Origin of the sequence: Paenibacillus sp. FSL K6-1096 (assembly GCF_037977055.1) — a bacterium.
Classification (GTDB): Bacteria; Bacillota; Bacilli; order Paenibacillales; family Paenibacillaceae; genus Paenibacillus_AQ.
Window position 1 is genome coordinate 5,679,639 of the sequence record NZ_CP150274.1, and the last position, 23,039, is coordinate 5,702,677.

Consider the following 23,039-nt stretch of genomic DNA (forward strand, 5'->3'; position numbering starts at 1 on the left):
GTGGGCCAAATGTATGTGAAAAAGCGAACACATTCGGCGTGACAGGGGTGCGTGAGCCAAATGTATGCGAAAAAGCGAACAGATTCGGTGTGACAGGGGCGCGTGCGCCAAATGTATGCGAAAAAGCGAACAGATCCGGTGTGGCAGGGGCGCGTGGGCCAAATGTATGCGAAAAAGCGAACAGATTCGGTGTGGCAGGGGCGCGTGGGCCAAATGTATGCGAAAAAGCGAACAGATTCGGTGTGGCAGGGGCGCATGGAGCAAATGTAATCGAAAAACCGATCACAATGCGCGGCACGGATACGTGTGGCCAAAGATGGCAATGCGCCGCCCCCATCCCCCTGTCCTCCCACCCTTTTATGTTAACCGCTTGTCACACACTGGGGAGCCACGTATAATAGTTTCGAGAGAGCGCTTAATTCACCCGTTCCATGTCGCCGTTATGGTTGGCGCCGGGGGAATAGCGCGCATTAAGCAGCAACAGCTTAAATGCACACCGAGAGGGGAGTACGCTGCAGTGAAATTGTTAGGAGCAATTGAAGCAGGTGGAACGAAGTTTGTATGCGGAGTAGGATATGAGGACGGAACGGTCATTGACAGAGTGAGCTTTCCGACAACAACACCCCAGGAAACAATGGGGCTGGTGAAGGATTATTTCTCGGGCAAGAGCGTGGAGGCGCTGGGGATTGGGTCGTTTGGACCGATTGACCCGGTGATCGGCAGTCCGACTTACGGATATATCACAACCACTCCGAAGCCTCACTGGGGCGGATATAACCTGGTGGGTGCCATGGAGGAGCAGTTCAAGGTTCCGGTTGGCTTCGATACGGATGTGAACGGTGCGGCTCTGGGCGAATATACCTGGGGAGCCGCGCAGGGGCTAGATAGCTGCCTGTATATCACGGTGGGCACAGGAATCGGTGCAGGCGCCGTCGTGGGCGGGAAGCTGATCCACGGGCTGTCCCATCCCGAGATGGGCCATATTCTGGTCCGCCGTCATCCGGAAGATCAATATCCGGGCTTCTGCCCGTATCACGGCGATTGTCTGGAAGGCCTGGCAGCCGGTCCGGCAATCGGAGCGCGCTGGGGCAAGCCGGCAGGCGAGCTGCCTGCGGACCACCCGGCCTGGGCGATGGAGGCCCACTATCTGGCCCATGCCCTGATGAACTATGTACTGATCCTCTCGCCGCAGAAGATCGTAATGGGCGGAGGAGTCATGAAGCAGAGCCAGCTCTTCCCGCTGATCCATGCCAAGCTGCAGGAATTGCTTGCAGGCTATGTGCAGCATCCCGCACTGAACCAGGACATTGGCAGCTATATTGTTCCGCCGCAGCTGGGCGACAATGCCGGTCTTACCGGTGCGCTGGGCTTAGCCAAGCTTGCTCTGGACCGCAAGTAACACTGCCCGCGCAAAAAGCCATTGACTCTTGCGTAATATATGGTATCCTAGGTTTTAACAGTATAGCATTTAAGAGGAAGCACCTCTTTCACGAAGTTCGTGGGAGAGGTGCTTTTTGTGCGTCCGGGGGTCTGCCGGGACCCTAGTGCTCCAGCAGATCCGGGAAGCTGAGCTTCCCGCCGGCGCAGGGATAATGCTTGCTGCAACACAAAGAAGGTAGGGATTACATATGCAGATTGTATTCATGAACCGCTTGTCCAGAATGTCAGGAGAGAACCGGGAGGTCTTCGCCCAGCTATGGATTGGAGAGGAGGAGGGGCAGTGGCGTCTGGGCTGGCGCGATTTCTCCGGGGAGCAGGAGACGGGCGACAGCCTATGGTATGAAGGCAGCTCATGGAATGAGATGCTGTGCGTATACCGGCATGAGCTGGCCATGAAGATGGGGGAAGGCTACCGGCCCTTGATTGACGGGGGATTTCACGAGGAGGATCAGCTCAGTAGCCGCAGCCAGGAGCAGTTCAGGCTGCAGTATTACAGCGAGCAATTCGGGAATGAGGCGGTCTATGAGGAGCTATGCACCTGGCGCAGGGGGAAGGCCTCCAGCGAGCGGAAAGCCCCCTATCTGCTTGCAAGCAACCGCCTGCTGCGCATGATCAGCGCATTTCTTCCCCGCACGGCAGAGGAACTGCTGCAGCTCCCGGGAGTCGGCGAAGGCAAAGCTTCGCAATATGGCGCAGACTGGCTGGCTATCACCTCGGCAGTTCCGCGCGAGCATTCTTTTCCGCTAGGCTGGGTTAGTGATGTGATTGACGCAGAGAGCTTCAGATCCTGGCAATACAAGCAGAAGGAGCTGAAGTACAGAAGACAGCTGGAACGGCTGCGGCTGCGGCGGGTGCTGCTCCAGGGGATTGAAGAAGGGCAGGACATGGCCCAGCTTACTGCACTTGGCGGAGTGCCCCGCCGTGAAGTACTGGAGGTTGCGGAAGAGCTGGAGAAGGAGGGCTATACGGTGGAGAAGCTGATTGCTCTTGAACTTAAGGAAGTGACCGCTGAAGAACAGAATCAGGTCTGGACGGCCTTCGAACTGCTTGGCGACAGCTTCCTGAAGCCGGTGCTCTATAAGGCTTACGGGGAGGATTTCGCTCCTGCGGAAGGGCTTGAGCAGTATTATGAACGCCTGCGGCTGATCCGGCTCCGCTTCAGAAGGGAGTACCCGGGTCCGCTTGAGGCGGCCACCAGCCTGTAGGACAATATATCAAAAAGACGAAGGCCTCCCTATACCCGGTGGTATGCGGTGCCTTCGTCCTGCTTATTCGTCCGTCCTGCTTCATAGCCACTCCTTCTTGCGGAAGATCACGAGCATTCCGCAGCCGAGCGTCACCATGACGGCAATGACGCCATAGTAGCCGTATTCGGTGTGGATCTCAGGGATATTATCAAAGTTCATACCATAGATCCCGGTAATGACGGTCAGCGGCATGAATATAGTAGTGATCGCTGTAAATACACGCATGATTTCATTGGCGCGGTTCGCAATACTCGATTGGTAGGCTTCGCGCAAGTTGCCCATGAGATCGCGGTACGTCTCGAAGGTTTCAGAGATTTTGACCGCATTCTCGTAGATATCGCTGAAATACTTCTGGAGCTGATCGTCGATCAGCCGGAGATCCTTTTTGTTGAGCGTGTTGATAACTTCCTTCTGCGGACCCAGCATCTTCTTCAGCCAGAGAATTTCACTGCGCAGACCGATAATCTCGCTGAGATGCGATTTCTTGGTGTGCATGAGGATATCCTCCTCCAGCTTCTCAATCCGCGCTTCAATCCGGTCACCGACCGAGAAATAATTGTCGACCACAAGGTCAATCAGCAGATACAGGAACCGGTCAGGCGCGTCGACCTCCTGCTCCCATAGCACGGGCTTCAGCACGCGCAGCTCATGGATCTTCTGCCGGGTTACGGTGATGATGTAATGTCTGCCCAGGAACACGTTGAGCGCCCGGAGGAAAATTTCCTCATCATCGAACCGGATACTGTTCACAACGATAAAATAATGGCTCTCATAAATTTCAAGCTTCGGACGCTGATCCTCTTCGCTGAGGCAGTCCTCCACAGCCAGATCATGCAGGCCGTATAAGGGCTGAAGCTCAACCAGATCCTCTGTATCCGCATCAATCCAGTAGAACCCCTCAGCCGGGGCGGTAAGTGTATCTTCAATGTTATCAATAGGCGTAAAAACCCCTGCATTCACCAGCCGGATTTTCATCTGATTCACTCCTTTTGTCCCTGGTCTTCGTCCAGGGTATGCTCATTTCAGCACACGGAAAAATCAGCTTGGCCGGTGGTACAATCATGGACAAAGTCCACAAGACGGTCCGGGAGCATGAAGAATAAGGGCTCCCGCCGCCGGCAAGCTGATGCTAATCCTGTGTGGTTGTTCATTCTGCACGCTTATTCGCGAGCCCGGGTCGCCTTCCATTCTTCTCTCACCTCTTTTTTTCGCCAATTGGGTTGAAGCACCTGTCTAGTATACCGCTGGGATATGCCTCTTACAAGAGAAATTCTTTTCATTTTGCGGGCTCCTTCAGCATTGTATGGACTTGACGAAAAGGAGGTTCATGATTTAAAGTGAATTTTAAGCAAAGCATCCTTCGGGTGCCTGAAATACCCCAATTGAATACGCGAAATCTTATCAAGAGCAGGTGGAGGGACTGGCCCGATGAAACCCGGCAACCGGCGTGTGAACGCACGGTGCTAATTCTTGCGGAGGCTTGGCAGGACAATGATTGTCCGGCGAAAGCGCTCTGGCAGATGAGAGAGGCGCATATGACAGCAGATATGACCTTTCTCAACCGGGAAAGGTCTTTTTTCGCGGTTGATGCCTTGTTTGCCGACATGCAGACCCTATATCCAGTTAAGGAGTGAACCAGCAATGCCTATCAAAATTCCCGACAGCCTGCCGGCCAAGGAAGTGTTATCCGGTGAGAATATTTTCGTAATGGATGAGAGCCAGGCCTTTCATCAGGATATCCGTCCCTTGCGGATTGCCATTCTGAATCTCATGCCGACCAAAGAGACCACAGAGACGCAGCTCCTGCGCCTGATCGGAAATTCGCCGCTTCAGGTGGATGTGGTGCTGCTGCATCCAAGCTCCCATACGTCGAAGAATACCTCAGCTGAGCATCTGAAGAGCTTTTACAAAACCTTCAATGAAATCAGCCACCGCCGCTTTGACGGCCTGATCGTCACCGGTGCTCCCGTAGAACAGATGGAATTCGAGGATGTCAACTACTGGGAAGAGCTGAAGGTGATCTTTGAGTGGAGCAAGCAGAATGTAACCTCGACCATGCATATATGTTGGGCTGCGCAGGCAGGGCTGTATCATCACTTCGGCGTGCGCAAGGTCAGCCTGCCGGAGAAATGCTTCGGAGTGTTTCCGCATACGTTGAGCCATAATAATGTCAAGCTGCTGCGCGGCTTCGATGAAGTGTTCCATGTTCCGCATTCCCGCCACACAGACGTCTCCCGTGAGGATATTGAGGCGAATCCCGAGCTGCAGATCCTGGCCGAATCGGAGGAAGCCGGAGTCTACCTGGTGGCTACGCATGACGGGAAGCAGATTTTTGTCACCGGGCATTCGGAATATGATCCGTTCTCGCTGAAATGGGAATACGACCGGGATATCGCCAAAGGCATGGAAGTCGCGCTGCCGAAGCACTACTATCCTAAGGATGATCCGACCCGCACCCCACCGGCTGTCTGGCGCGCCCATGCCAACTTATTATTCTCTAACTGGCTCAATTACTATGTATACCAGGAGACGCCTTACGACATCGGGGCTTATATCTAAGCAGCACAGTATTCTTATATAGAAGTAATTAATTATTGTATACACACTGCTGATGCTTCCGAAGTGAGTTTTGCCCGAAGAATAATCAGGCCGTGTACGCTATACAAAACTTTTAGGAGGCCGTGGAGATGGACGAGAAATTGAGAATTGAGAGCAGACTTGCACAGATTGGTTCGCAGGAGGACCCCGCCACCGGAGCGGTGAATTATCCGGTATATCAGTCGACGGCCTTCCGGCACCCGAGACTCGGGCAGAGCACAGGCTTTGACTACATCCGTACCAAAAATCCTACCCGCACTGTGCTCGAAGACGCGGCTGCCGCACTTGAAGCGGGGGATGCGGGCTTCGCGTGTGCCTCCGGGATGGCTGCGCTCACCACCGTGTTCACCTTGTTTGGACAAGGGGATCATCTGGTAGTGTCGCTCGATCTCTACGGCGGGACTTACCGGCTGCTGGAGAGAATTCTCACCAAATATGGCATCAGCGCCTCCTATGTGGATACGAATGACCTTGATGCGCTGGAGGCAGCCCGCCAGCCGGGCACCAAAGCCGTGTTCATCGAGACGCCGACGAATCCGCTGATGATGATTACAGATATTGAAGCGGTGTGTAGCTGGGCACGCACGCACGGGCTGCTCACGATTGTCGATAATACCCTGCTGACCCCGTTCTTCCAGCGTCCGCTGGAGCTTGGGGCAGATATCGTCGTTCACAGCGCGACCAAATACTTAGGCGGACATAACGATGTACTTGCCGGACTCATTGTCACCAAGGGGGCGGAATTGTCGGCGGAAATGGCCGTACTGCACAATTCGCTTGGGGCTGTGCTTGCGCCCAGCGACAGCTACCAGCTGATGAAGGGGATGAAGACGCTCGCGCTGCGCATGGAGCGGCATGAGAGCAATGCGCTGACCATTGCCCGGTATCTGCTGGAGCATCCGGCCATCGCTGAAGTCTTCCACCCCGGGCTGCCGGAGCATCCGGGCTATGCCATCCAGAACCGCCAGTCCTCCGGCAATACCGGCATCTTCTCCTTCAAGGTGAAGGATGCCAGATATGTCGAGCCGCTGCTGCGCCATATCCGCCTGATCGCCTTCGCTGAGAGTCTGGGCGGAGTGGAATCGCTCATGACCTACCCGGCGATACAGACCCATGCCGACATTCCGGTGGAGATCCGCGATGCTGTAGGCGTGGATGACCGGCTGCTGCGCTTCTCTGTCGGCATTGAGCATGTGGATGATCTGATCGCAGATCTGGGACAGGCTCTGGAGGCAGCCAGACTTGAACTGGAGAACTAAGCAGAAGCTCTCCATATTATAGCAATCAAGGCAGCAGCGCCGGAGGGTGCTGCTGTTTGCTGTGGGCAGAATTTCAATTCTCTCCTGCGAAACATTTTTCAAGGGCAGCCGATTGTGATACGATGGAAGAACGGATATTTTAAAATATAAGAATTTATATGTTGCACACGATAACTTATCCTTCTATTTCCCGCTGAAACGGTACCGTCCTCTAAAAGGACGGCAAAGCCGTTTCCGCTTGTTTCAAATTGTATTTATCTCATAGACTTCATAGATGAAGAGGAGGCCGTGAACAGTGAGTGCAATCGATCTTATTCTGGATAAGGCACTGAAGGGTGAACGTCTTCAGTTGGAAGATACGGTCACATTGTTTGAGAGCAATGAAATTGAGAAGATGGGGGCGGCAGCAGATATTATTATGAAGCGCTGGCACCCGGAGCCGATCACCACATTCGTAATCGGCCGCAATATTAACTACACCAACGTATGCGATGTCTATTGCCGCTTCTGCGCCTTCTACCGCAGACCCGGCTCGGAGGAAGGCTATGTGCTTCCCGATGAAGCTATCTATCAGAAGATTGCCGAGACAGTCAGCGTAAACGGGACTGAGATTCTGATGCAGGGCGGAACGAATCCGAATTTGCCATTCAGCTATTATACGGATATTCTGCGCGGGATTAAGCAACGCTTCCCGGACATTACGATGCACTCCTTCTCCCCGGCAGAGATCATGAAGATGGTGGAGGTCTCCGGCCTGCCGCTGGAGCAGGTAATGCGCGAGATTCATGCCGCCGGGCTGGATTCCCTGCCGGGTGGAGGCGCTGAGATTCTCGATGACCGTACCCGCCGCAAGATCAGCCGGCTGAAGGGCTCCTGGCGTGAATGGATGGATGTCATGCAGACCGCCCACCGGATCGGCATGAACACTACCGCCACGATGGTAATCGGCCTCGGCGAGAGCATGGAGGAGCGGGCGCTGCATCTGCTGCGTGTGCGCGAAGCCCAGGACGAGTGTATTGCGAACAAATATGACTCGGAAGGATTCCTGGCGTTCATCTCCTGGACCTTCCAGCCGGACAATACGAACCTGAAGCTGGACCGCCAGACTCCGGAGGAATATCTGAAGACCGTAGCCATCAGCCGCCTGGTGCTGGATAACATTAAGAACTTCCAGTCCTCGTGGGTCACGATGGGGCCTGAGATCGGCAAGCTCTCGCTGCAATACGGCTGCAATGACTTCGGCAGTACGATGATCGAGGAGAACGTAGTGTCCTCGGCGGGCGCGACCTACAAGGTCAACATCGAGTCGATCACCCAGATCATCCGTGAGGCAGGCAAGATCCCGGCGCAGCGCAATACGCGTTATGACATTCTGCGCACGTTTGAGGATGCGAATGCGAAGATTGATCATGATTTTATTATGCAGAACTAATGCGAGGTTTTAGATGATTTTGGCATAACATAATAGGGTAAATAGATCATAGGTAAAATAGCGGGTATGTACTACACATCTTGTAGTATTTACCCGCTATTTTCACATGTTCAGCTACAACGCTTGGAAACTGTATAGTCCCCCATTTCAGAATACAGAGAACGGTGATGAAATAGTATTCGTGATTTAGTGACGGTGCATTCTACTAAACTATTGTTTCTTACCAAGTAATCCAACCGCTTGTTCGTTGATAGTTGCTTAGAAGATCGTATTGTTCACTACGCATTAAACATTTCATTTGTGTTCTGTACTTTCGATAATCATTTTTTCTTGCTGATTTACATTCTTTGTTGAAATGAACACTTTTGATTCCTTTGCGATAATCCTTTAGCTTTTCTGTCCTAGGGTCCTTGTACTTTTTAATGTATTTCCAATAATGTGGATTCTGATTTTCCCACGACTGAACTTCTTCCTGCTTAAACAACTTCATCCCCGTCGCGCCGGGTTAGATTATAGCTATGTCAGCCATTACCTCGACACAACTAATAGAAGAAGACCTTTGGATTAAACATGTGCTCACCTCTTGTTTGATACTGTTGCGCTACAAGTCCCCTTTCATTTCGAAAATAATATATCAGATATAGGGAAAATTTACTATAATGAATCCATAGTACATTCAGGAAGAAAGTATAAGAGCGGGGAGCTCGTGATAAGCAAGTACGGTTTAGCGGCTATTAATTAAGGACGAACCTGGTTGTACACCTTTAAACGGATGGAATCAGTCTACGAATGAGCTTTACGGAGAAAACACGCATTCTCAGCGTAAAGGATGCCCAAAAATGATAAAAATAGATTATGGAATGAGGTAATGAAAGGCCAGAGGAAATCCCATAATTCGCAGATGGATGTTGTACTAGCTTTATGGAACAAGGGACTTATCATACAAGAGGAAGGTCAAGAATGAATAAAAATTTATTCATAGTATTTGTTGTGATCTTTAGTTTGCTAGTTGCTAATCATCTAGAGAGTCTTTATCCAGCTAAATACGATGACGCAGATGTTATTGCAACTTATATTTTTAAATCTGAAGGCAGTGATAATGAAATTAAAACAGACAAGTCCTCTTCAACCTTCACAAAGAAAATTAACGCAAAGGTAATCTCGGTTATAGATGGTGATACCTTCCAGATTAAAGTGGAGGATGGAGGAGCAATAGAAGAAGTTAAGCTTAATCTGATTGATGCTCCCGGAATACAACCGGTTCAGCCGTTTGGACCGGAGGCTAAAGCTTTTATCAGCAAACTTCTTCTTGGCAAGACCATAATACTGGAGACTGATCTATCAGTGCGGGACGAAGATGGGCGTATACTGGCTTTTGCCTATTATGAGAATAATATAGTTAACCAAATGCTGCTTGAGAATGGACTGGCTAGGGTTAAAATGGATCAGACGGATAAGTTGGACCAAAAGGGCGTCGACTATTTAAGTCAGTTTATACAGGTTCAATCGCAGGCTCAAGAAGCCAAGCTTGGTATATGGAGCTGGAGCTGACAGATTCCACTCTATGAATATGTTACGTTTTGACGGTCAACTAGAGTTTTTCCAGTGTAACTCACTCTACAACATCTAATACACCTTAGCCAATTTAAGTATGATTCTGCCAGGCGGAGTCATCTTAAATTGGTTTTTTGTTGTTTTGTCATAGAATTGTAAATTTGTATCGTTATTTTTTACAAAAAATGATGCGAAAATGTGAGGTTTTACACAACAAATTAATTGCGTTAATGAATTTTGATAGATTCATAGGCATGGCTATGATACAATTTTTCGGACAGTGGTAGAATAATATAGCAATCATGGGGAGGAAATTAGATTTATGGGAGAGAGAAGATGGAACAAGCCGATAGCTTCGTTATTGGCTACCACAGTTCTGGCTGCACAGGTGCTGGGCGGAGTATTTCAGGTTCCTGTGCTGGCGGCAGGAAAGGCTGAGGCTTCTCCGGTGATTGAGCCGGGAACCATTAATTTACGTTTGATGAGTACCACTGATGTGCATACGAACGTATACGGCTGGGATTATTTCAAGGGTGCCCCCTCCGCGACTGTTGGTCTGGACCGTACTTCAACCTTGGTAAAGGCTGCGCGCAGTGAAGCAGAGGGAAAGAATAACCTTTTGCTGGACAACGGCGATTTAATTCAAGGCACACCGCTGGGAACGTATATGGCCCAGATTTCTGATTTCAAAGACAGCGAGGATCAGATTCACCCGATCATTGCAGCGATGAACCTCATGGGTTATGATGCGGCAACCTTTGGCAATCATGAATTTAACTACGGACTCGACTATTTGGACCGTACGATTAACGGTAATGTAAGCAGTGCCACTTATAAAGATTCTACGGGTGCTAAATTCCCTTATATCAATGCGAATATTTACAATTTGTCCGATGGTAAAAATACGTTTGAACCGTATAAAATCATCGATAAAGAAGTAACGGACAGCAAAGGCAATAAGTTTACCATTAAAGTCGGCCTCCTGGGTCTGGTTACTCCGCAGATTTTGGAGTGGGACAAGGTGAACCTGGAGGGCAAGGTAATTGCTAAGGATATTGTGGCAACCGCGGAGGAATTCGTGCCTGTAATGAGAGACAAAGGCGCAGATGTCATCGTTGCCATGACGCATTCCGGGTTCGATGCGGCAGCCTCCGGTGAAAATGCGGAGAATGTCATCAACTTGCTGAGCAAGGTTAAAGGCATCGATGCCATTACCTTCTCGCATACCCACAAGGTATTCCCGACAAACGGGGATAACAGCAAGCTGGATGCTTCCTTCAAAGATCCGTCCACCAAGCTTCCTTACAATAATGATATTGCCGTAGTGGACAATGTTAACGGCCATATCAACGACACTCCTGCTGTACAGGCTGGCTATGGCGGAGGCTATCTGGGCCTGATCGACCTGAAGATTGTCCATAACAGCGACGGCTGGGCGGTAGACAAAGCAGCCTCCAAGGCTTCTACGCGCTCTATTGCAGGCGCAGCTGTTGACACGGCTATTGAAGATCTTGCCGGAGCGGCACATCAAGCTACGATTGATTACGTGAATCAGCCGCTCGGTGAGACAACTGCGCCGATGAACAGCTACTTTGCGCTGGTGCAGGATGATCCGACAGTGCAGATTGTAACGTATGCCCAGCAGAAGTATGTTTCTAACCTGATTCATACGAATGATAATCTGTCCGCATACAGAGATCTGCCGATCCTGAGCGTTGGTGCACCGTTTAAGGCTGGACGCAACGGCCCGGATGAATACACAGACATTAAGAAGGGCGACCTTACTATCGCCAGTGCAAGCGATCTGTATCTCTATGACAATACGCTGAAGGCGATTGTAGTGAAAGGCTCGACCGTCAAGGAATGGGTAGAGATGAGTGCTGGTGCGTTTAACCGCATCAAGCCGGGCATCTCCACGCCTCAGCCGCTGCTGAATTCAGCATTTGCTGTATATAATTTCGATGTTATTGACGGCATCAAGTATACAATCGACGTGACCCGCAATGCGAAGTACAAGCCGGACGGCAGCATCAACGATGAGTCCTCCAGCCGGGTAACCTCCATCACTTACAATGACCAACCTCTGGATCTTAAACAGGACTTTGTGGTTGTTACCAACAACTATCGTGCAAGCGGCGGCGGGAACTTCCCGGGCGTCAAAGGCGCGCACATGATCATTGATTCCCAGATGGAGAACCGCCAGGTGTTGATGGACTATATCAGCGCTGCGGGAACCGTTGATCCTACAGCAGACAACAACTGGTCGATTGCTCCTATTGAAGGGAATGTCAATGTGACCTTCACTTCTTCACCTAAGGCAGCGGCATCCGCTCCTTCGAGCATTACAGATACAGGGGCCCAGGATATCAAAGGCTTTGCAATCTACAACCTTAACTTGAAAAAAGCCGTTCCGGCACCAACAGGAGATGTTGAAGTTCACCTGCTGGGCATCAATGACTTCCACGGCCAACTGGACACCACTTCTGTGGTGAACGGGGAAAATGTAGGAACGGCAGCAACACTGGCCGCTTACCTGAAGGAAGCACGGTCCAAATATGAGCATTCTCTGCTGTTCCATAACGGCGACTCTGTGGGTGCATCCGCTCCGGTATCTTCGCTGGAACGCGACAAGCCAACGATGGAATGGATGAACCTCATGAAGTTCGACGTCGGCACCCTGGGGAACCATGAGTTTGACCAAGGTGTTGAGGCGATGAAGGCTCAAATCTATGGCGGCAAGGACCCTAAGAACGATAAGGTCGTCCATAATGGTGCCGATTTCGATTATATCAATGCCAACGCAGTGGACAGCAGCACTGGCAAACCAATTATCACACCTTATGTTGTAAAAGAAGTTGGCGGCGTGAAGATCGGCTTCATCGGGGTTGTGACTAAAGCAACGCCAAGTAAAGTATCGCCAGCCGGAACAGCTGGTGTAAAATTCCTGAGTGCCGAGGAAGAAGTAGCAGCGATTGAGCAGTATGCTGCCGAGCTGAAGAGCAAGGGCGTCAATGCGATCATCGTACTCGCCCATGATCCGGCTACTACCAAGGTTGATCCAGTCACCAAAAAGAATGTATCCACCGGTGAAGCTGTAGATCTGGCCAATGCACTGCCTGCCGACTCTCCGGTTGACGTTATCGTGGCCGGCGACAACCACGGCTACGCTAACGATGTAGTCAACGGCAAGCTGATTGTTCAGGCGTATTCTTACGGAACCGCTTTTGAAGACATCAAGCTGATCATTGATGGGTCTACAGGCAAGGTGAAGGATAAGAAGGCAGTAGTAACAAACACTGTTCAGAGCAAAATTCAACCCGATGCCGAAACCAAGGCACTGGTAGACTTCTACCTGAACCGTCACCCTGAACTGACCCAGCCTGTAGGAACGACAGACGGGACAGTAACACGCACAGACGCATACACCAAGGAAGCTCCGCTGGGCAACCTGATTGCGGACGCTATGCGTCATGCTAAATTCGATGACGGAGTTTCAGAACCTGCTGATTTCGCCTTCATGAATCCGGGCGGTATCCGTGCCGATCTTCCGAAAGGGAACGTATCCTTCGGAGATCTGGCGAAGATCCAGCCGTTCGGCAACACGCTGGTGAAGCTGACCCTGACCGGTGAACAGATCAAGACGCTGCTTCAGCAGCAATGGAATGTGAAGGCAGACGGAACGCCTGACATCAAAACGCTGCAAATCTCCGGCCTGAAATACACAGCCAACATGTATCTTCCGGTTGGGCAGCGTGTGGCTAACCTGACCAAGACAGATGGAACACCGATTGAAATGACGAAGAGCTACACCGCTGTAGTCAATAATTTCATGGCTGCGGGCGGTGACAATTACAAGGTACTGACACAGGCAAGCAGTTCGCTGGCCGGACCGATTGATCTGGATGTGTTCTATGGTTACATTAAGGATACATTCAATGGTGGGGCCATCACCGCCGCCATCGAAGGCCGGATCACGAATGTGGAGAAAGATCCTGGAACGGTGACCCCATCTCCTACGCCTAGCTCCAATCCTGGCTCTAACCCGGGACCGGTTGTGACCGCAACTCCTAAGCCTACAGCGTCGCCTTCGGCTACGCCAAGTCCGGCGGCAACAGCAACACCGGCACCAACAGCAACACCTGTGCCAACCGCTACACCGGCTGCCGCTGCAGTGTTTAAGGATCTGGGCAAGGTTGCCTGGGCTGCAGACGCAATTAATGCGCTCGCTGCCAAAGGAATCGTCAAAGGCATGGACGGCACGAACTTTGCACCGGCAAAGAGTGTCACCCGTGCGGAATTCGTAACGATGCTTGTCCGCTCGCTTAATCTGGACCATGCAGCAACACCTGCATCATTCAGCGATGTGAAGCAAGGGGTCTGGTACTCCAGTCCGATTGCTGCCGCTGTGAATGCAGGGCTGGTCAAAGGCTCCGGCAATGGCAAATTTGAACCTGGCCGTGAGATTACCCGTGAAGAAATGGCTATTATGATTGCTAATGCGCTCAAAGACCAGCTTCAGCCGGCAGATGCCGTAGTATTGGGCAAGTTCACCGACAAAGCCAAAATTGCGCCTTACGCTCAGCAGGCGGTGGCCCAATTGACCGAGGCTGGAATCGTTAACGGTGTGGATGTTAAGCAATTTGCACCAAAGAGTCTGGCGAACCGCGCCCAGGCGGCAGTGATTATCTTCCGTATGCTGGAAAAGACAGCCTCTTAATTAACAGTAGATGTAAAAATATACAGACCAAGGCCCGTGCTGCTTAGCACGGGCCTTGGTCTGTCTGGGATAACAGGCAGCGTATGCTGTAACGAATGATAGAATTTTCACGAAACGGATTTACATATGTATCCAAAAGTGATATCATGATTATATCAAATACATATCTTATGGAGGCGGCATTATGAAAGAGAAATTGTTACATCCGGTCAGCGGTTTCTGGGTGCTCGCTTTGATTGCAGTGTGTCTTGGCGGCGGGATCTATGGCTCGGTTGAGGGGTACATAACCCTGCCGGTGATCCTGTTTGTTGCCGCTGGTATTCTGTGTACCGGTATATCAGTGGTTCAGCCGAACAGCTCAGTGGTCGTGACCTTCTTCGGCCGGTACGTGGGGACGATAGCTTCAAGCGGAATGTACGCGGTCATTCCGTTCAGCATCCGTAAGACCGTATCGCTGCGGGTGCGCAACTTCAACAGCGTGAAGCTGAAGGTCAATGATGTGGAGGGGAATCCGATTGAGATTGCTGCGGTGATTGTCTTCAAGGTCATCAACTCGGCGAAGGCGCTGTTTGATGTCGATAAATATATGGCCTTCGTGGAGATCCAGAGTGAGACGGCACTGCGGCATGTCGCCAGCAAGTATCCTTATGACAACTTCAATGAGACCGGCATGTCCCTGCGGGCTAACGCGGATGAGATTGCCAAAGAGCTTGCCTCGGAGCTGCAGGAACGCCTGTCCTTGTCCGGCGTAGAAGTAATCGAAGCCCGGCTGACCCATCTGGCCTATTCCACCGAGATCGCCAGCACGATGCTGCAGCGCCAGCAGGCTTCCGCGATTCTGTCCGCACGCCAGATTATTGTCGAAGGCGCGGTCAGCATGGTCGATATGGCGATCCGCCAGCTGAAGGACAGCGGTGTAGTTGAGCTGGACGAAGAGCGCAAGGCGGCCATGATCAACAATCTGATGGTGGCGATTGTATCTGAACGCGGCGCGAGCCCGGTTATTAACGCCGGCTCGCTGTACTAAAGGCGGGAATATTATGGCGGCCAAAAAAAGCTTTCCGCTGCGGATTGATCCTGCAGTGCATGAAGCGCTGGAACGCTGGGCGGGAGAAGAGTTTCGCAGCGTAAACGCACATATTGAATACTTGCTGCGTGAGTCTTTGAAGCGTGCAGGCCGCTTGCCGGGCAAGAAGCGACAGGAAGAAGAATAGTCCGTCCGGTATAGCGGCGGTTCACTCCTGAGGAGCGGCAGCCGTTACAAGCTTGACGGAAGATTAGCGGCGATTTATAATTACCGTAAATGTGTTATCAGCGTTGACAAAGATATGAATCGTGGCTCTGGACCGTTTCAGAGAGAGGGAACCTCAGGCTGTAATTCCCTCCGGTGCCTGCCGCTGGTTTACCCCTTTGTAGCTGCGGTGAAGAATTTCTGGTAAGACCCGGGCTATGGCTTGAGGTCATTCCAACGGATAGTAAGAACCGCCGGTTCATAACCGTTATCTTATGGTAATGAAGGATGATTTTGTGCAGGAAGCGCTTGGTCTCAGGCAGCTTATGCAGGAATGAATCGAATTTGGGTGGAATCACGGGTGCAATCACTCGTCCCTTCGCGGGACGGGTGTTTTTTGTGTGCAGACGCCGCAGTAGAACGAATCTTAAGCATCAGACCAACATGTAGGGGGAAAGAACAATGTCAGTAAATATCAAGCTTCCGGACGGGTCCGTCCGGGAATACGCAGAGGGCAGCAGCATCGATGATGTGGCAGCCTCAATCAGCAGCGGACTCCGCAAGAATGCCGCAGCCGGCAAGCTCAACGGGATTGTCGTAGACCTGTCCGCCAAGCTTCACGAAGGCGATCTGGTGGAAATTGTAACCCTGGATTCACCGGAGGGCCTGGAGGTTATGCGTCACAGTACCGCACACCTGATGGCCCAGGCGGTAAGACGCCTGTTCGGCACGAAGGAAGTGAAGCTGGGGGTAGGTCCTGTCATTGAAGACGGCTTCTATTATGACATGGACCTGGAGCATCCGCTTAATCCCGAGGATCTGCTGAAGATCGAGAAAGAGATGGAGCGGATTGTCTCGGAGAATCTGCCGATTGTCCGCCATGAGGTCAGCCGCCAGGAAGCGCTGGACCGCTTCGGCGAGCTGGGTGATCCTTACAAGCTGGAGCTGATTGAAGCGCTCCCTGAGGACAGTGTGATTACGATCTATGAGCAGGGTGAGTTCTTCGACCTGTGCCGCGGCCCGCATCTGCCATCCACAGCCAAGATCAAGGTGTTCAAGCTGATGAATGTAGCCGGCGCTTACTGGCGCGGTGACAGCAAGAATAAAATGCTGCAGCGTGTTTATGGCACAGCTTGGGTTAAGAAAGCGCAGCTGGATGAGTATCTGCGCCTGCTGGAGGAAGCGAAGAAGCGCGACCATCGCAAGCTTGGCAAGGAGCTGGAGATCTTCACCTTCAACCAGCTGGTTGGACAAGGCCTGCCGATCTGGCTGCCGAAGGGCGCGAAGCTGCGCAGCATTCTGGAGCGTTATATCGTGGATCTGGAAGCGAGCCTTGGCTACCAGCATGTGTACACTCCTGTACTCGGTAACGTGGAGCTGTACAAAACCTCCGGGCACTGGGAGCACTACCAGGAGGATATGTTCCCTAAGATGGTCATTGATAACGAGGAGTTTGTCCTTCGCCCGATGAACTGTCCGCATCACATGATGATTTATAAGAGCTCCATGCACAGCTACCGCGATCTGCCGATCCGGATTGCCGAGCTTGGGATTCAGCACCGCTATGAAATGTCGGGAGCCTTGACCGGCCTGCACCGTGTACGTTCCATGACCCTGAATGACTCGCATATCTTCTGCCGTCTGGACCAGATCAAGAGCGAATTCATCCGCGTACTGGAGTTGATCAAGCAGGTGTACAGCGACTTCGGCATTGAGGATTACCGGTTCCGCCTCTCTTATCGTGATCCTAAGGATACAGAGAAATACTACGCTAATGATGAGATGTGGGAGACTGCACAGCGGATGCTGCGCGAGGTAGTCGAAGAAGCCGGCTTGCCGTTCTACGAAGCCGAAGGCGAAGCGGCCTTCTACGGTCCGAAGCTGGATGTGCAGATTAAGACGGTTCTCGGCAAGGAAGAGACACTCTCGACTGTGCAGATCGACTTCCTCCTGCCGGAGCGCTTCGAGCTGGAATATGTCGGCGACGATGGACAGAAGCACCGTCCGGTTGTCCTGCACCGCGGGATTCTGGGAACGATGGAACGCTTCGTAGCCTTCCTGCTAGAGAACTTTGCCGGCTCGCTGCCGCTCTGGTTGTCTCCACAGCAGGTGAAGATTATTCCGGTATCGTCAGCCTTCGACGACTACGCGAAGGAAGTGGAAGTGAAGCTGCTGAAGAGCGGCATCCGTGCGGAAGTGGACCTGCGTAATGAGAAGATGGGCTACAAGATCCGCGAAGCGCAGCTGGAGAAGCTTCCATATATGTTCGTCGTCGGCGAGAACGAAATGAATGCCGGCAGCGTATCGATCCGCAAACGCGGAGAAGGCGACATCGGCGCCCGTCCGCTCGAGGAAGCCGTTGACACGCTTGCCCAGGAGATTGCCGGACGCGTTATCTAATCATCTAATCCTGACTGAACCTCTGAATAAGCCACATGGGACCGCTGTAATGCGGTCTCATGTATAAAGTTTTGTGAATCAGGAAACCCTCGTACTATGGGGAGGGTTTAACTAATGAACAAAATGGGCTTATATCAGAGGTTTTGGTGTCTTTTTGTCACACTTGTCCTTCTGCTGACCGCAGCCGGGATTTACCCGGACAACTCACATCAGTCGGCTCAGGCGAGAGGACTGGAAGACACTGCAGGACAGTATAGCAGCAGTTCACAGGTGAAGTTACAGGCTCAGCGTCAACATACAGGTTCAGCATCTGCGCTCGGAGGCTCCTCCAGATCCGTCCGGCGCGAAGCACCAGTTACGGCTCCGAAGGCTCAGGCCCCGGCGGCTAAGCCGCAGACCGCAGTGAAGCGGCCGGAATCCTTACCGGTAGCCGCACCGGCACCGGAACAGATCATCACTTCACTTAAGGTAACAGCAACCGGTTATACGGCCGGATATGAATCTACAGGCAAAACGGCCAGCCATCCGGAGTATGGCATTACCTATTCAGGAGTTAAGGTACGCCGCGACAAGAATGCGGTATCCACCATCGCCGCAGACCCGAAGGTTCTGCCGCTGGGAAGCATTTTATATATACCGGGTTACGGATATGGCATTGTTGCCGACACCGGGTCTGCGATTAAAGGAAGGAAGATCGATCTGTACTTCAGCACCACCAAACAGGTCTACAAGGAATGGGGCAAGAAGACGGTCACGGTTCAGCTGATCAAGCGCGGCAACGGCAAATGCACCGAAAGTATGCTGAAGAGCCTCGGCCGTGCCATACAGACCTACAAAACGGTTCCGCAGCATATCCTGGAAGAGGCCATTTAAGCTTAAACCGTCAGGTGCGAAGAATGATTTTATTTTCACGTGCTCATGCATAATACGCCTTCCTGATTCCCATAATATCGACTGGGGCAAAACAATTGCTTCTTCCGATGGATAAGGGAGGTGATTTCCGTGGCTAATTCCAAGAAACCAAAGGTTCAAGAGAACTACAAGACACCGAATGAAAAATACAATGCTGAGTTTGCCGTTGAGAACGACGGCGCTTTGAAGCCAAGCAGCAATACAATTGCCAAGCCGGCTCAGAAACCGCAGCAGTAATGCTGTGATTCCGGCAGGTCTCTAAGAGACGCCAAGACTGTCCTGTTCTGCCCGTTAACCGGGTGGCGGGACAGTTTTTTATTGCATTTTATTCCAGTTGTCTCGGTCTGGAGACTGAGAGGCGCTTCCTTCTCCCGCCGCTGTTCTCCGCTGCCAACTTCCTGTACACTGTACATATAAGCGCGACAAGGGAAAGCTGTACTATCCATGAGGGGGAATTCATTATGAAACGAAGGTACACAAGCCGGGTGCTTGGAGGTCTGCTGCTGATCGGTCTGGGGGGGCTGTTCCTGCTCCGGCAGATGGGCTACACCTCTTTCAGCCTGGGCACACTGATCTCCACGTATTGGCCGGCTGTGCTGATAGTGATGGGGGTCCAACGGTTGTTGGCATCGGATGACGAGCGTTCCAGATTCTCTGCGATGCTGGGCGGATGCTTCTTTCTGGCGATCGGGCTGTTCTTCCTGGGGCGGAACCTGAACTGGTTCTATTACTCGGCAAGCGATTTCTTCAGAATGCTGATTCCGGTCATGCTGATCGGCGGCGGCCTGGCAGTCATCTTCAAGCCGCGCAGCTCCACACCGCCGGTACCTCCGGTGCCGCCAGCACCGCCGAACTATTACCCGCCCGGACCGGGCAAGGGACCGCTGAATCCGGAGCCGCCCGCACCGCTGGAATCTACGCTGGATGAACAGTTCGAGCAGAAATTCGGCAAGCCGGCAGGCAGCAGGGAGCGGGATTGGAACGGCTATCTGTCGAAGGAGGATGAGGACAACGAGCGTGATCCTCATCTCTCCTCGGCGGAAGACCGCTGGCAGGAGAAGCAGGAACGCCATGAACGCAGACGCCAGGAACGTCAGGAACGGCAGGCCCGCCGCCACGGCGAATGGCATGAGGAGTTCCAGCATACTTCGCATGACAAGGATACGACGAACCGTTCTGCTTTTATCGGGGATGTGCATATGGGGCGTGAGCATTTCCAGCTGAAGAGAACCAATATTTCGCAGTTCATCGGCGATGCGGTGCTCGACCTGACCAACGCGCAGATTCCTTACGGCGAGACCAAGATTAACATTTCCGCCTTTGTTGGCGATATCAAGGTTTATATTCCGGATGATATGGACCTCGGCGTTGCCGTGACCAGCAGCTCTTTTATTGGAGATATGCAGGTACTGGAGCAGTCCCGCAGCGGATTTATGAGCAATGTGCAGGTCAAGACACCTTATTACAAGGAAGCTGGCAAAAAAGTCCGGATCAACGCCAGCTGCTTCATCGGTGACATTAAGGTCAAAACGGTGGGCTAGATGGGGATGATCTTCAGCAATACGAAATGGATGCTGCTGGTGTATTTCCTTCTGAGCGGCGGGGTAACCGCCGGTCTGATGTATGCAGGCACATGCCTGGGCTATATTCAGGTAGTGGACACGCGGATGTGGATCTACCTGTGCCTGGGCATCGTGCTGTTTACGGTCATTATCGGCTATATCGCTGGGCAGCGGATTCAGCGGCGGATTGATCATCTGGATCTGAATATGCTGCAGGTCGCCAAGGGAAATATGTCGGTGCGGATGCCGGAGAGCGATGACCAGTCTTTTGCCCGGGTCTATCATGAGTTCAACATGATGATGGATACGGTGGAGAAGAAAATGAAGCTGCTTCAGCAGCTTGGCGAGCAGGAAGTCATCGAGAAAGAGAAGGCGGCGGAGAGTGCGGTGCTGGAGGAGCGCCGGCGTATGGCCCGTGATCTGCATGATACGGTGAGCCAGCAGCTGTTCGCGATCCATATGTCCGCCTCCTCGCTGCCTAAAGTGCTGGAACGCAGCGCCGAGCACGGGCAGACGGTCATGGATCAGCTGATCAGCATGTCGCAGATGGCGCAGAAGCAGATGAGAGCGCTGATTGCACAGCTGCGTCCGGTGGAGCTGGAGGGGCGCAATCTGTTCGAGGCGCTGGAGAAATGGTTCCCCGATTACTGCCGCCAGAACGGGCTCAAAGGGGTGAAGGAGCTTGAGCTGCAGGGCGAGCTGTCCGAGGCTATTGAGCACCAGCTTTTCCTGATTATCCAGGAGTCGATGGCGAATATCGTCAAGCATGCCGGCGCGCGTGTCGTCAGCCTGTCGCTGCGCGAGGTGCCGCGCCAGGTCGTGCTGAGCATCAGCGATGACGGGCAGGGCTTCGAGCATGTGCAGCATAAGCAGGGGTCCTACGGACTGACTACAATGCGCGAGCGGGCCGAGAAGCTTGGCGGCCAGGTCGAGATTATCAGCCGCAGGGGTGCGGGAACGACGATCCGCGTACATATTCCGAAGTTTGTCCAGGGCCACGCTGAGCCGGTCGAGAGTAACCGTCCGGTTACCGGACCGGAGGCGGAGGCGTATTCCGAAGAGGCTTGAAGGCTCTTATGCGTGATGATACAAGATATTAGGGGGAATACGGGATGAGTCTCGTTAGAGTACTGCTGGTGGATGATCACGATATGGTGCGGATGGGCCTTAAAACCTATCTGATGCTGGAGCCGATGTTTGAGGTGATCGGCGAGGCAGGGAACGGCCATGAAGCGCTGGAAATGCTGCGTGAGATGGGACCGGAGGGGCTGCCCGACCTGGTGCTGATGGATCTGATGATGCCGGTGATGAACGGGGCGGAGACCACCCGTGCCGTCCTGGCTGAATTCCCGGGGCTTAAGATTGTCATTCTCACCAGCTTCCTGGAGGATGATCTGGTCGTGGATGCGATTGAAGCCGGTGCGGTCAGCTATGTGCTCAAAACCGTTTCGGCCGAAGAGCTGATCTACGCGCTGCAGGGTGCCTACCGCGGGATGCCGGTAATGACCGGCGATGTCTCCCAGGCGCTGACACGCGGCATCCGCCAGCGGACCGTGCAGGGCGACTCCTCCGGCTTGACCGAGCGGGAGAAGGAGGTGCTGCTGCTGATTGCCGAGGGCAAGACCAATAAGGAGATCGGCGAGGAGCTGCATATCAGCATCAAGACCGTCAAGACCCATGTCAGCAACCTGCTGATGAAGTGCGAGCTGGATGACCGCACTCAGCTGGCGATCTATGCGCACCGCAAGGGCTGGGCGCAGAATTAACGGTCTGTGCACACAAGTAAAGAGGCTGTTCCGGTAGTTGTCAGGTTGCGACTGCCGGAACGGCCTCTTTTACATAAATGCTTGATGTGTAGGGCTTAAGGGCAAGGCTGCCATTCAAGGCTGCCGCCGTAGATGGGATGGTAACGCCATACAGAGCAGAGCTGCTGATTATCATTGCCGTTACCCGGCTTCTTGTTGTCCGGTTTAGGCGTACTCTTCGGCTGGTTCTTCGCGGCTTCTTGTTTCGCTTTCTCCAGATATTGCGCGAAATTATCCAACAGCTGTTGTTTGGTTAGGCCGGTCTGCTCCAGATAGGCAGAATCATACGTATGCACTGCATTCATATAAGGGTTCCACAGCACCACCGCGTTGCTTGCTTCACCAATGAAGCGAAGGGGCACCAGCGTGTTGCCGCTGATAATGGCGGCAGGCTCTGCCAGCTGTACGGATTTTCCGTTAATCACAGCCTGTTTGCTGCCTACCTTAATCGAGAATTCCAGACCGGACTTGGTGCCGTGCACCGTTTGAGCCGCCTGGTCCCAGCGTAAAGCTATACCAAGCGCCGCAAATACAGGCCGCATCGGCACCAGTGTAGTGCCGTTCTTCGCATAAGGCGGCGTATTAAGCTGTAGCTGTTTATCATTATGAATGACGACAATCTGCGGGCTGCCCTGGGCCAGCACGGTTGTTTGAGTTAGTGGTAGCAGCAGCAGTAGAACGGCAAGTGTGGCGGCCAGTGTTCTCACCAGCTTCAATCTTCATCAACTCCTTTTCTTCATTTGTACCCCTCATCCTTAGCTGTGAACCCCCAAAAAATCCTGTTATATGGTATGCCTATGCTGATCTTTTATCTCCGCTTAAATTGTTTTTAAGGTGACCTTAAGGTTCAAAGTCCAATATAAGAACAAGAAAACAAATAAC

General features: G+C 52.5%; 17 protein-coding genes and 1 riboswitch. Of the genes, 15 read left to right on the forward strand and 2 right to left on the reverse strand.

From position 1 onward, the window contains the following. Positions 1 to 517 precede the first annotated feature (517 nt). Positions 518 to 1,399 (forward strand): ROK family protein, encoded by an 882-nt coding sequence (locus MHI24_RS25100; protein WP_340022277.1) that lies wholly within the window; start codon positions 518 to 520, stop codon positions 1,397 to 1,399. A gap of 229 nt (positions 1,400 to 1,628) precedes the next feature. Beyond that, on the forward strand, positions 1,629 to 2,645 hold the full coding sequence (locus MHI24_RS25105) for an HRDC domain-containing protein (protein ID WP_340022278.1): 1,017 nt from the start codon (positions 1,629 to 1,631) through the stop codon (positions 2,643 to 2,645). A gap of 81 nt (positions 2,646 to 2,726) precedes the next feature. Here MHI24_RS25105 and corA read toward each other — a convergent pair whose 3' ends face one another. Then, positions 2,727 to 3,662, reverse strand: a complete 936-nt coding sequence (gene corA / locus MHI24_RS25110; protein ID WP_340022279.1) for a magnesium/cobalt transporter CorA — start codon at positions 3,660 to 3,662, stop codon at positions 2,727 to 2,729. A gap of 420 nt (positions 3,663 to 4,082) precedes the next feature. Next, positions 4,083 to 4,214, forward strand: a riboswitch (SAM riboswitch). A 114-nt stretch (positions 4,215 to 4,328) separates the two neighbouring features. On the opposite strand from corA, the gene metA reads away from it, so the two are divergent. The 13 genes from metA to MHI24_RS25175 all read left to right on the forward strand — a co-directional run bounded on the left by metA (position 4,329) and on the right by MHI24_RS25175 (position 22,118). Then, positions 4,329 to 5,246: a homoserine O-succinyltransferase gene (gene metA, locus MHI24_RS25115; protein ID WP_340022280.1), complete on the forward strand. Its 918-nt coding sequence runs from the start codon at positions 4,329 to 4,331 to the stop codon at positions 5,244 to 5,246. A gap of 128 nt (positions 5,247 to 5,374) precedes the next feature. Next, on the forward strand, positions 5,375 to 6,544 hold the full coding sequence (locus tag MHI24_RS25120) for a PLP-dependent transferase (RefSeq protein ID WP_340022281.1): 1,170 nt from the start codon (positions 5,375 to 5,377) through the stop codon (positions 6,542 to 6,544). 295 nt (positions 6,545 to 6,839) lie between these two features. Continuing rightward, the gene (gene mqnC / locus MHI24_RS25125) at positions 6,840 to 7,976 is read left to right on the forward strand and encodes a cyclic dehypoxanthinyl futalosine synthase (protein ID WP_340022282.1); all 1,137 of its coding nucleotides are present in this window, start codon (positions 6,840 to 6,842) and stop codon (positions 7,974 to 7,976) included. 960 nt (positions 7,977 to 8,936) lie between these two features. Continuing rightward, positions 8,937 to 9,527 carry a thermonuclease family protein gene (locus tag MHI24_RS25130; protein ID WP_340022283.1) on the forward strand — a complete coding sequence of 197 codons (591 nt, stop codon included), beginning with the start codon at positions 8,937 to 8,939 and terminating at the stop codon, positions 9,525 to 9,527. A 325-nt stretch (positions 9,528 to 9,852) separates the two neighbouring features. Continuing rightward, positions 9,853 to 14,247, forward strand: coding sequence for a bifunctional 2',3'-cyclic-nucleotide 2'-phosphodiesterase/3'-nucleotidase (locus tag MHI24_RS25135; protein ID WP_340022284.1), 4,395 nt, complete (start codon positions 9,853 to 9,855; stop codon positions 14,245 to 14,247). Positions 14,248 to 14,431: 184 nt separating this feature from the next. Then, complete coding sequence (locus tag MHI24_RS25140; protein ID WP_340022285.1) at positions 14,432 to 15,274, forward strand: SPFH domain-containing protein; 843 nt, start codon at positions 14,432 to 14,434, stop codon at positions 15,272 to 15,274. Between the two features lie 13 nt (positions 15,275 to 15,287). Next, on the forward strand, positions 15,288 to 15,461 hold the full coding sequence (locus MHI24_RS25145) for a toxin-antitoxin system HicB family antitoxin (RefSeq protein ID WP_238653208.1): 174 nt from the start codon (positions 15,288 to 15,290) through the stop codon (positions 15,459 to 15,461). A 479-nt stretch (positions 15,462 to 15,940) separates the two neighbouring features. Then, positions 15,941 to 17,878 carry a threonine--tRNA ligase gene (gene thrS / locus MHI24_RS25150; RefSeq protein WP_340022287.1) on the forward strand — a complete coding sequence of 646 codons (1,938 nt, stop codon included), beginning with the start codon at positions 15,941 to 15,943 and terminating at the stop codon, positions 17,876 to 17,878. A gap of 114 nt (positions 17,879 to 17,992) precedes the next feature. Beyond that, complete coding sequence (locus tag MHI24_RS25155; protein ID WP_340022288.1) at positions 17,993 to 18,751, forward strand: 3D domain-containing protein; 759 nt, start codon at positions 17,993 to 17,995, stop codon at positions 18,749 to 18,751. A gap of 129 nt (positions 18,752 to 18,880) precedes the next feature. After that, a complete protein-coding gene (locus tag MHI24_RS25160) occupies positions 18,881 to 19,027 on the forward strand; it encodes a hypothetical protein (protein WP_340022289.1) in 147 nt (48 codons plus the stop codon). A gap of 224 nt (positions 19,028 to 19,251) precedes the next feature. Continuing rightward, positions 19,252 to 20,331 carry a cell wall-active antibiotics response protein LiaF gene (gene liaF / locus MHI24_RS25165; RefSeq protein ID WP_340022290.1) on the forward strand — a complete coding sequence of 360 codons (1,080 nt, stop codon included), beginning with the start codon at positions 19,252 to 19,254 and terminating at the stop codon, positions 20,329 to 20,331. Further along, positions 20,332 to 21,420, forward strand: coding sequence for a sensor histidine kinase (locus MHI24_RS25170; protein WP_340022291.1), 1,089 nt, complete (start codon positions 20,332 to 20,334; stop codon positions 21,418 to 21,420). Between the two features lie 44 nt (positions 21,421 to 21,464). Further along, positions 21,465 to 22,118 (forward strand): response regulator transcription factor, encoded by a 654-nt coding sequence (locus MHI24_RS25175; protein WP_340022292.1) that lies wholly within the window; start codon positions 21,465 to 21,467, stop codon positions 22,116 to 22,118. Between the two features lie 95 nt (positions 22,119 to 22,213). Here the strand turns inward: MHI24_RS25175 and MHI24_RS25180 are convergent, their stop codons facing one another. Further along, the gene (locus MHI24_RS25180; protein ID WP_340026785.1) at positions 22,214 to 22,864 is read right to left on the reverse strand and encodes a stalk domain-containing protein; all 651 of its coding nucleotides are present in this window, start codon (positions 22,862 to 22,864) and stop codon (positions 22,214 to 22,216) included. Positions 22,865 to 23,039: the final 175 nt, after the last annotated feature.

Bases quoted from the DNA above. Each gene is read 5' to 3' on its own strand.
- MHI24_RS25120 (WP_340022281.1), top strand. From the start codon at position 5,375: ATGGACGAGAAATTGAGAATTGAGAGCAGACTTGCACAGATTGGTTCG.
- metA (WP_340022280.1), top strand. From the start codon at position 4,329: ATGCCTATCAAAATTCCCGACAGCCTGCCGGCCAAGGAAGTGTTATCC.
- MHI24_RS25140 (WP_340022285.1), top strand. From the start codon at position 14,432: ATGAAAGAGAAATTGTTACATCCGGTCAGCGGTTTCTGGGTGCTCGCT.
- MHI24_RS25145 (WP_238653208.1), top strand. From the start codon at position 15,288: ATGGCGGCCAAAAAAAGCTTTCCGCTGCGGATTGATCCTGCAGTGCAT.
- thrS (WP_340022287.1), top strand. From the start codon at position 15,941: ATGTCAGTAAATATCAAGCTTCCGGACGGGTCCGTCCGGGAATACGCA.
- MHI24_RS25130 (WP_340022283.1), top strand. From the start codon at position 8,937: ATGAATAAAAATTTATTCATAGTATTTGTTGTGATCTTTAGTTTGCTA.
- corA (WP_340022279.1), bottom strand. From the start codon at position 3,662: ATGAAAATCCGGCTGGTGAATGCAGGGGTTTTTACGCCTATTGATAAC.
- liaF (WP_340022290.1), top strand. From the start codon at position 19,252: ATGAAACGAAGGTACACAAGCCGGGTGCTTGGAGGTCTGCTGCTGATC.
- MHI24_RS25135 (WP_340022284.1), top strand. From the start codon at position 9,853: ATGGGAGAGAGAAGATGGAACAAGCCGATAGCTTCGTTATTGGCTACC.
- MHI24_RS25170 (WP_340022291.1), top strand. From the start codon at position 20,332: ATGGGGATGATCTTCAGCAATACGAAATGGATGCTGCTGGTGTATTTC.
- MHI24_RS25155 (WP_340022288.1), top strand. From the start codon at position 17,993: ATGAACAAAATGGGCTTATATCAGAGGTTTTGGTGTCTTTTTGTCACA.
- MHI24_RS25105 (WP_340022278.1), top strand. From the start codon at position 1,629: ATGCAGATTGTATTCATGAACCGCTTGTCCAGAATGTCAGGAGAGAAC.
- MHI24_RS25175 (WP_340022292.1), top strand. From the start codon at position 21,465: ATGAGTCTCGTTAGAGTACTGCTGGTGGATGATCACGATATGGTGCGG.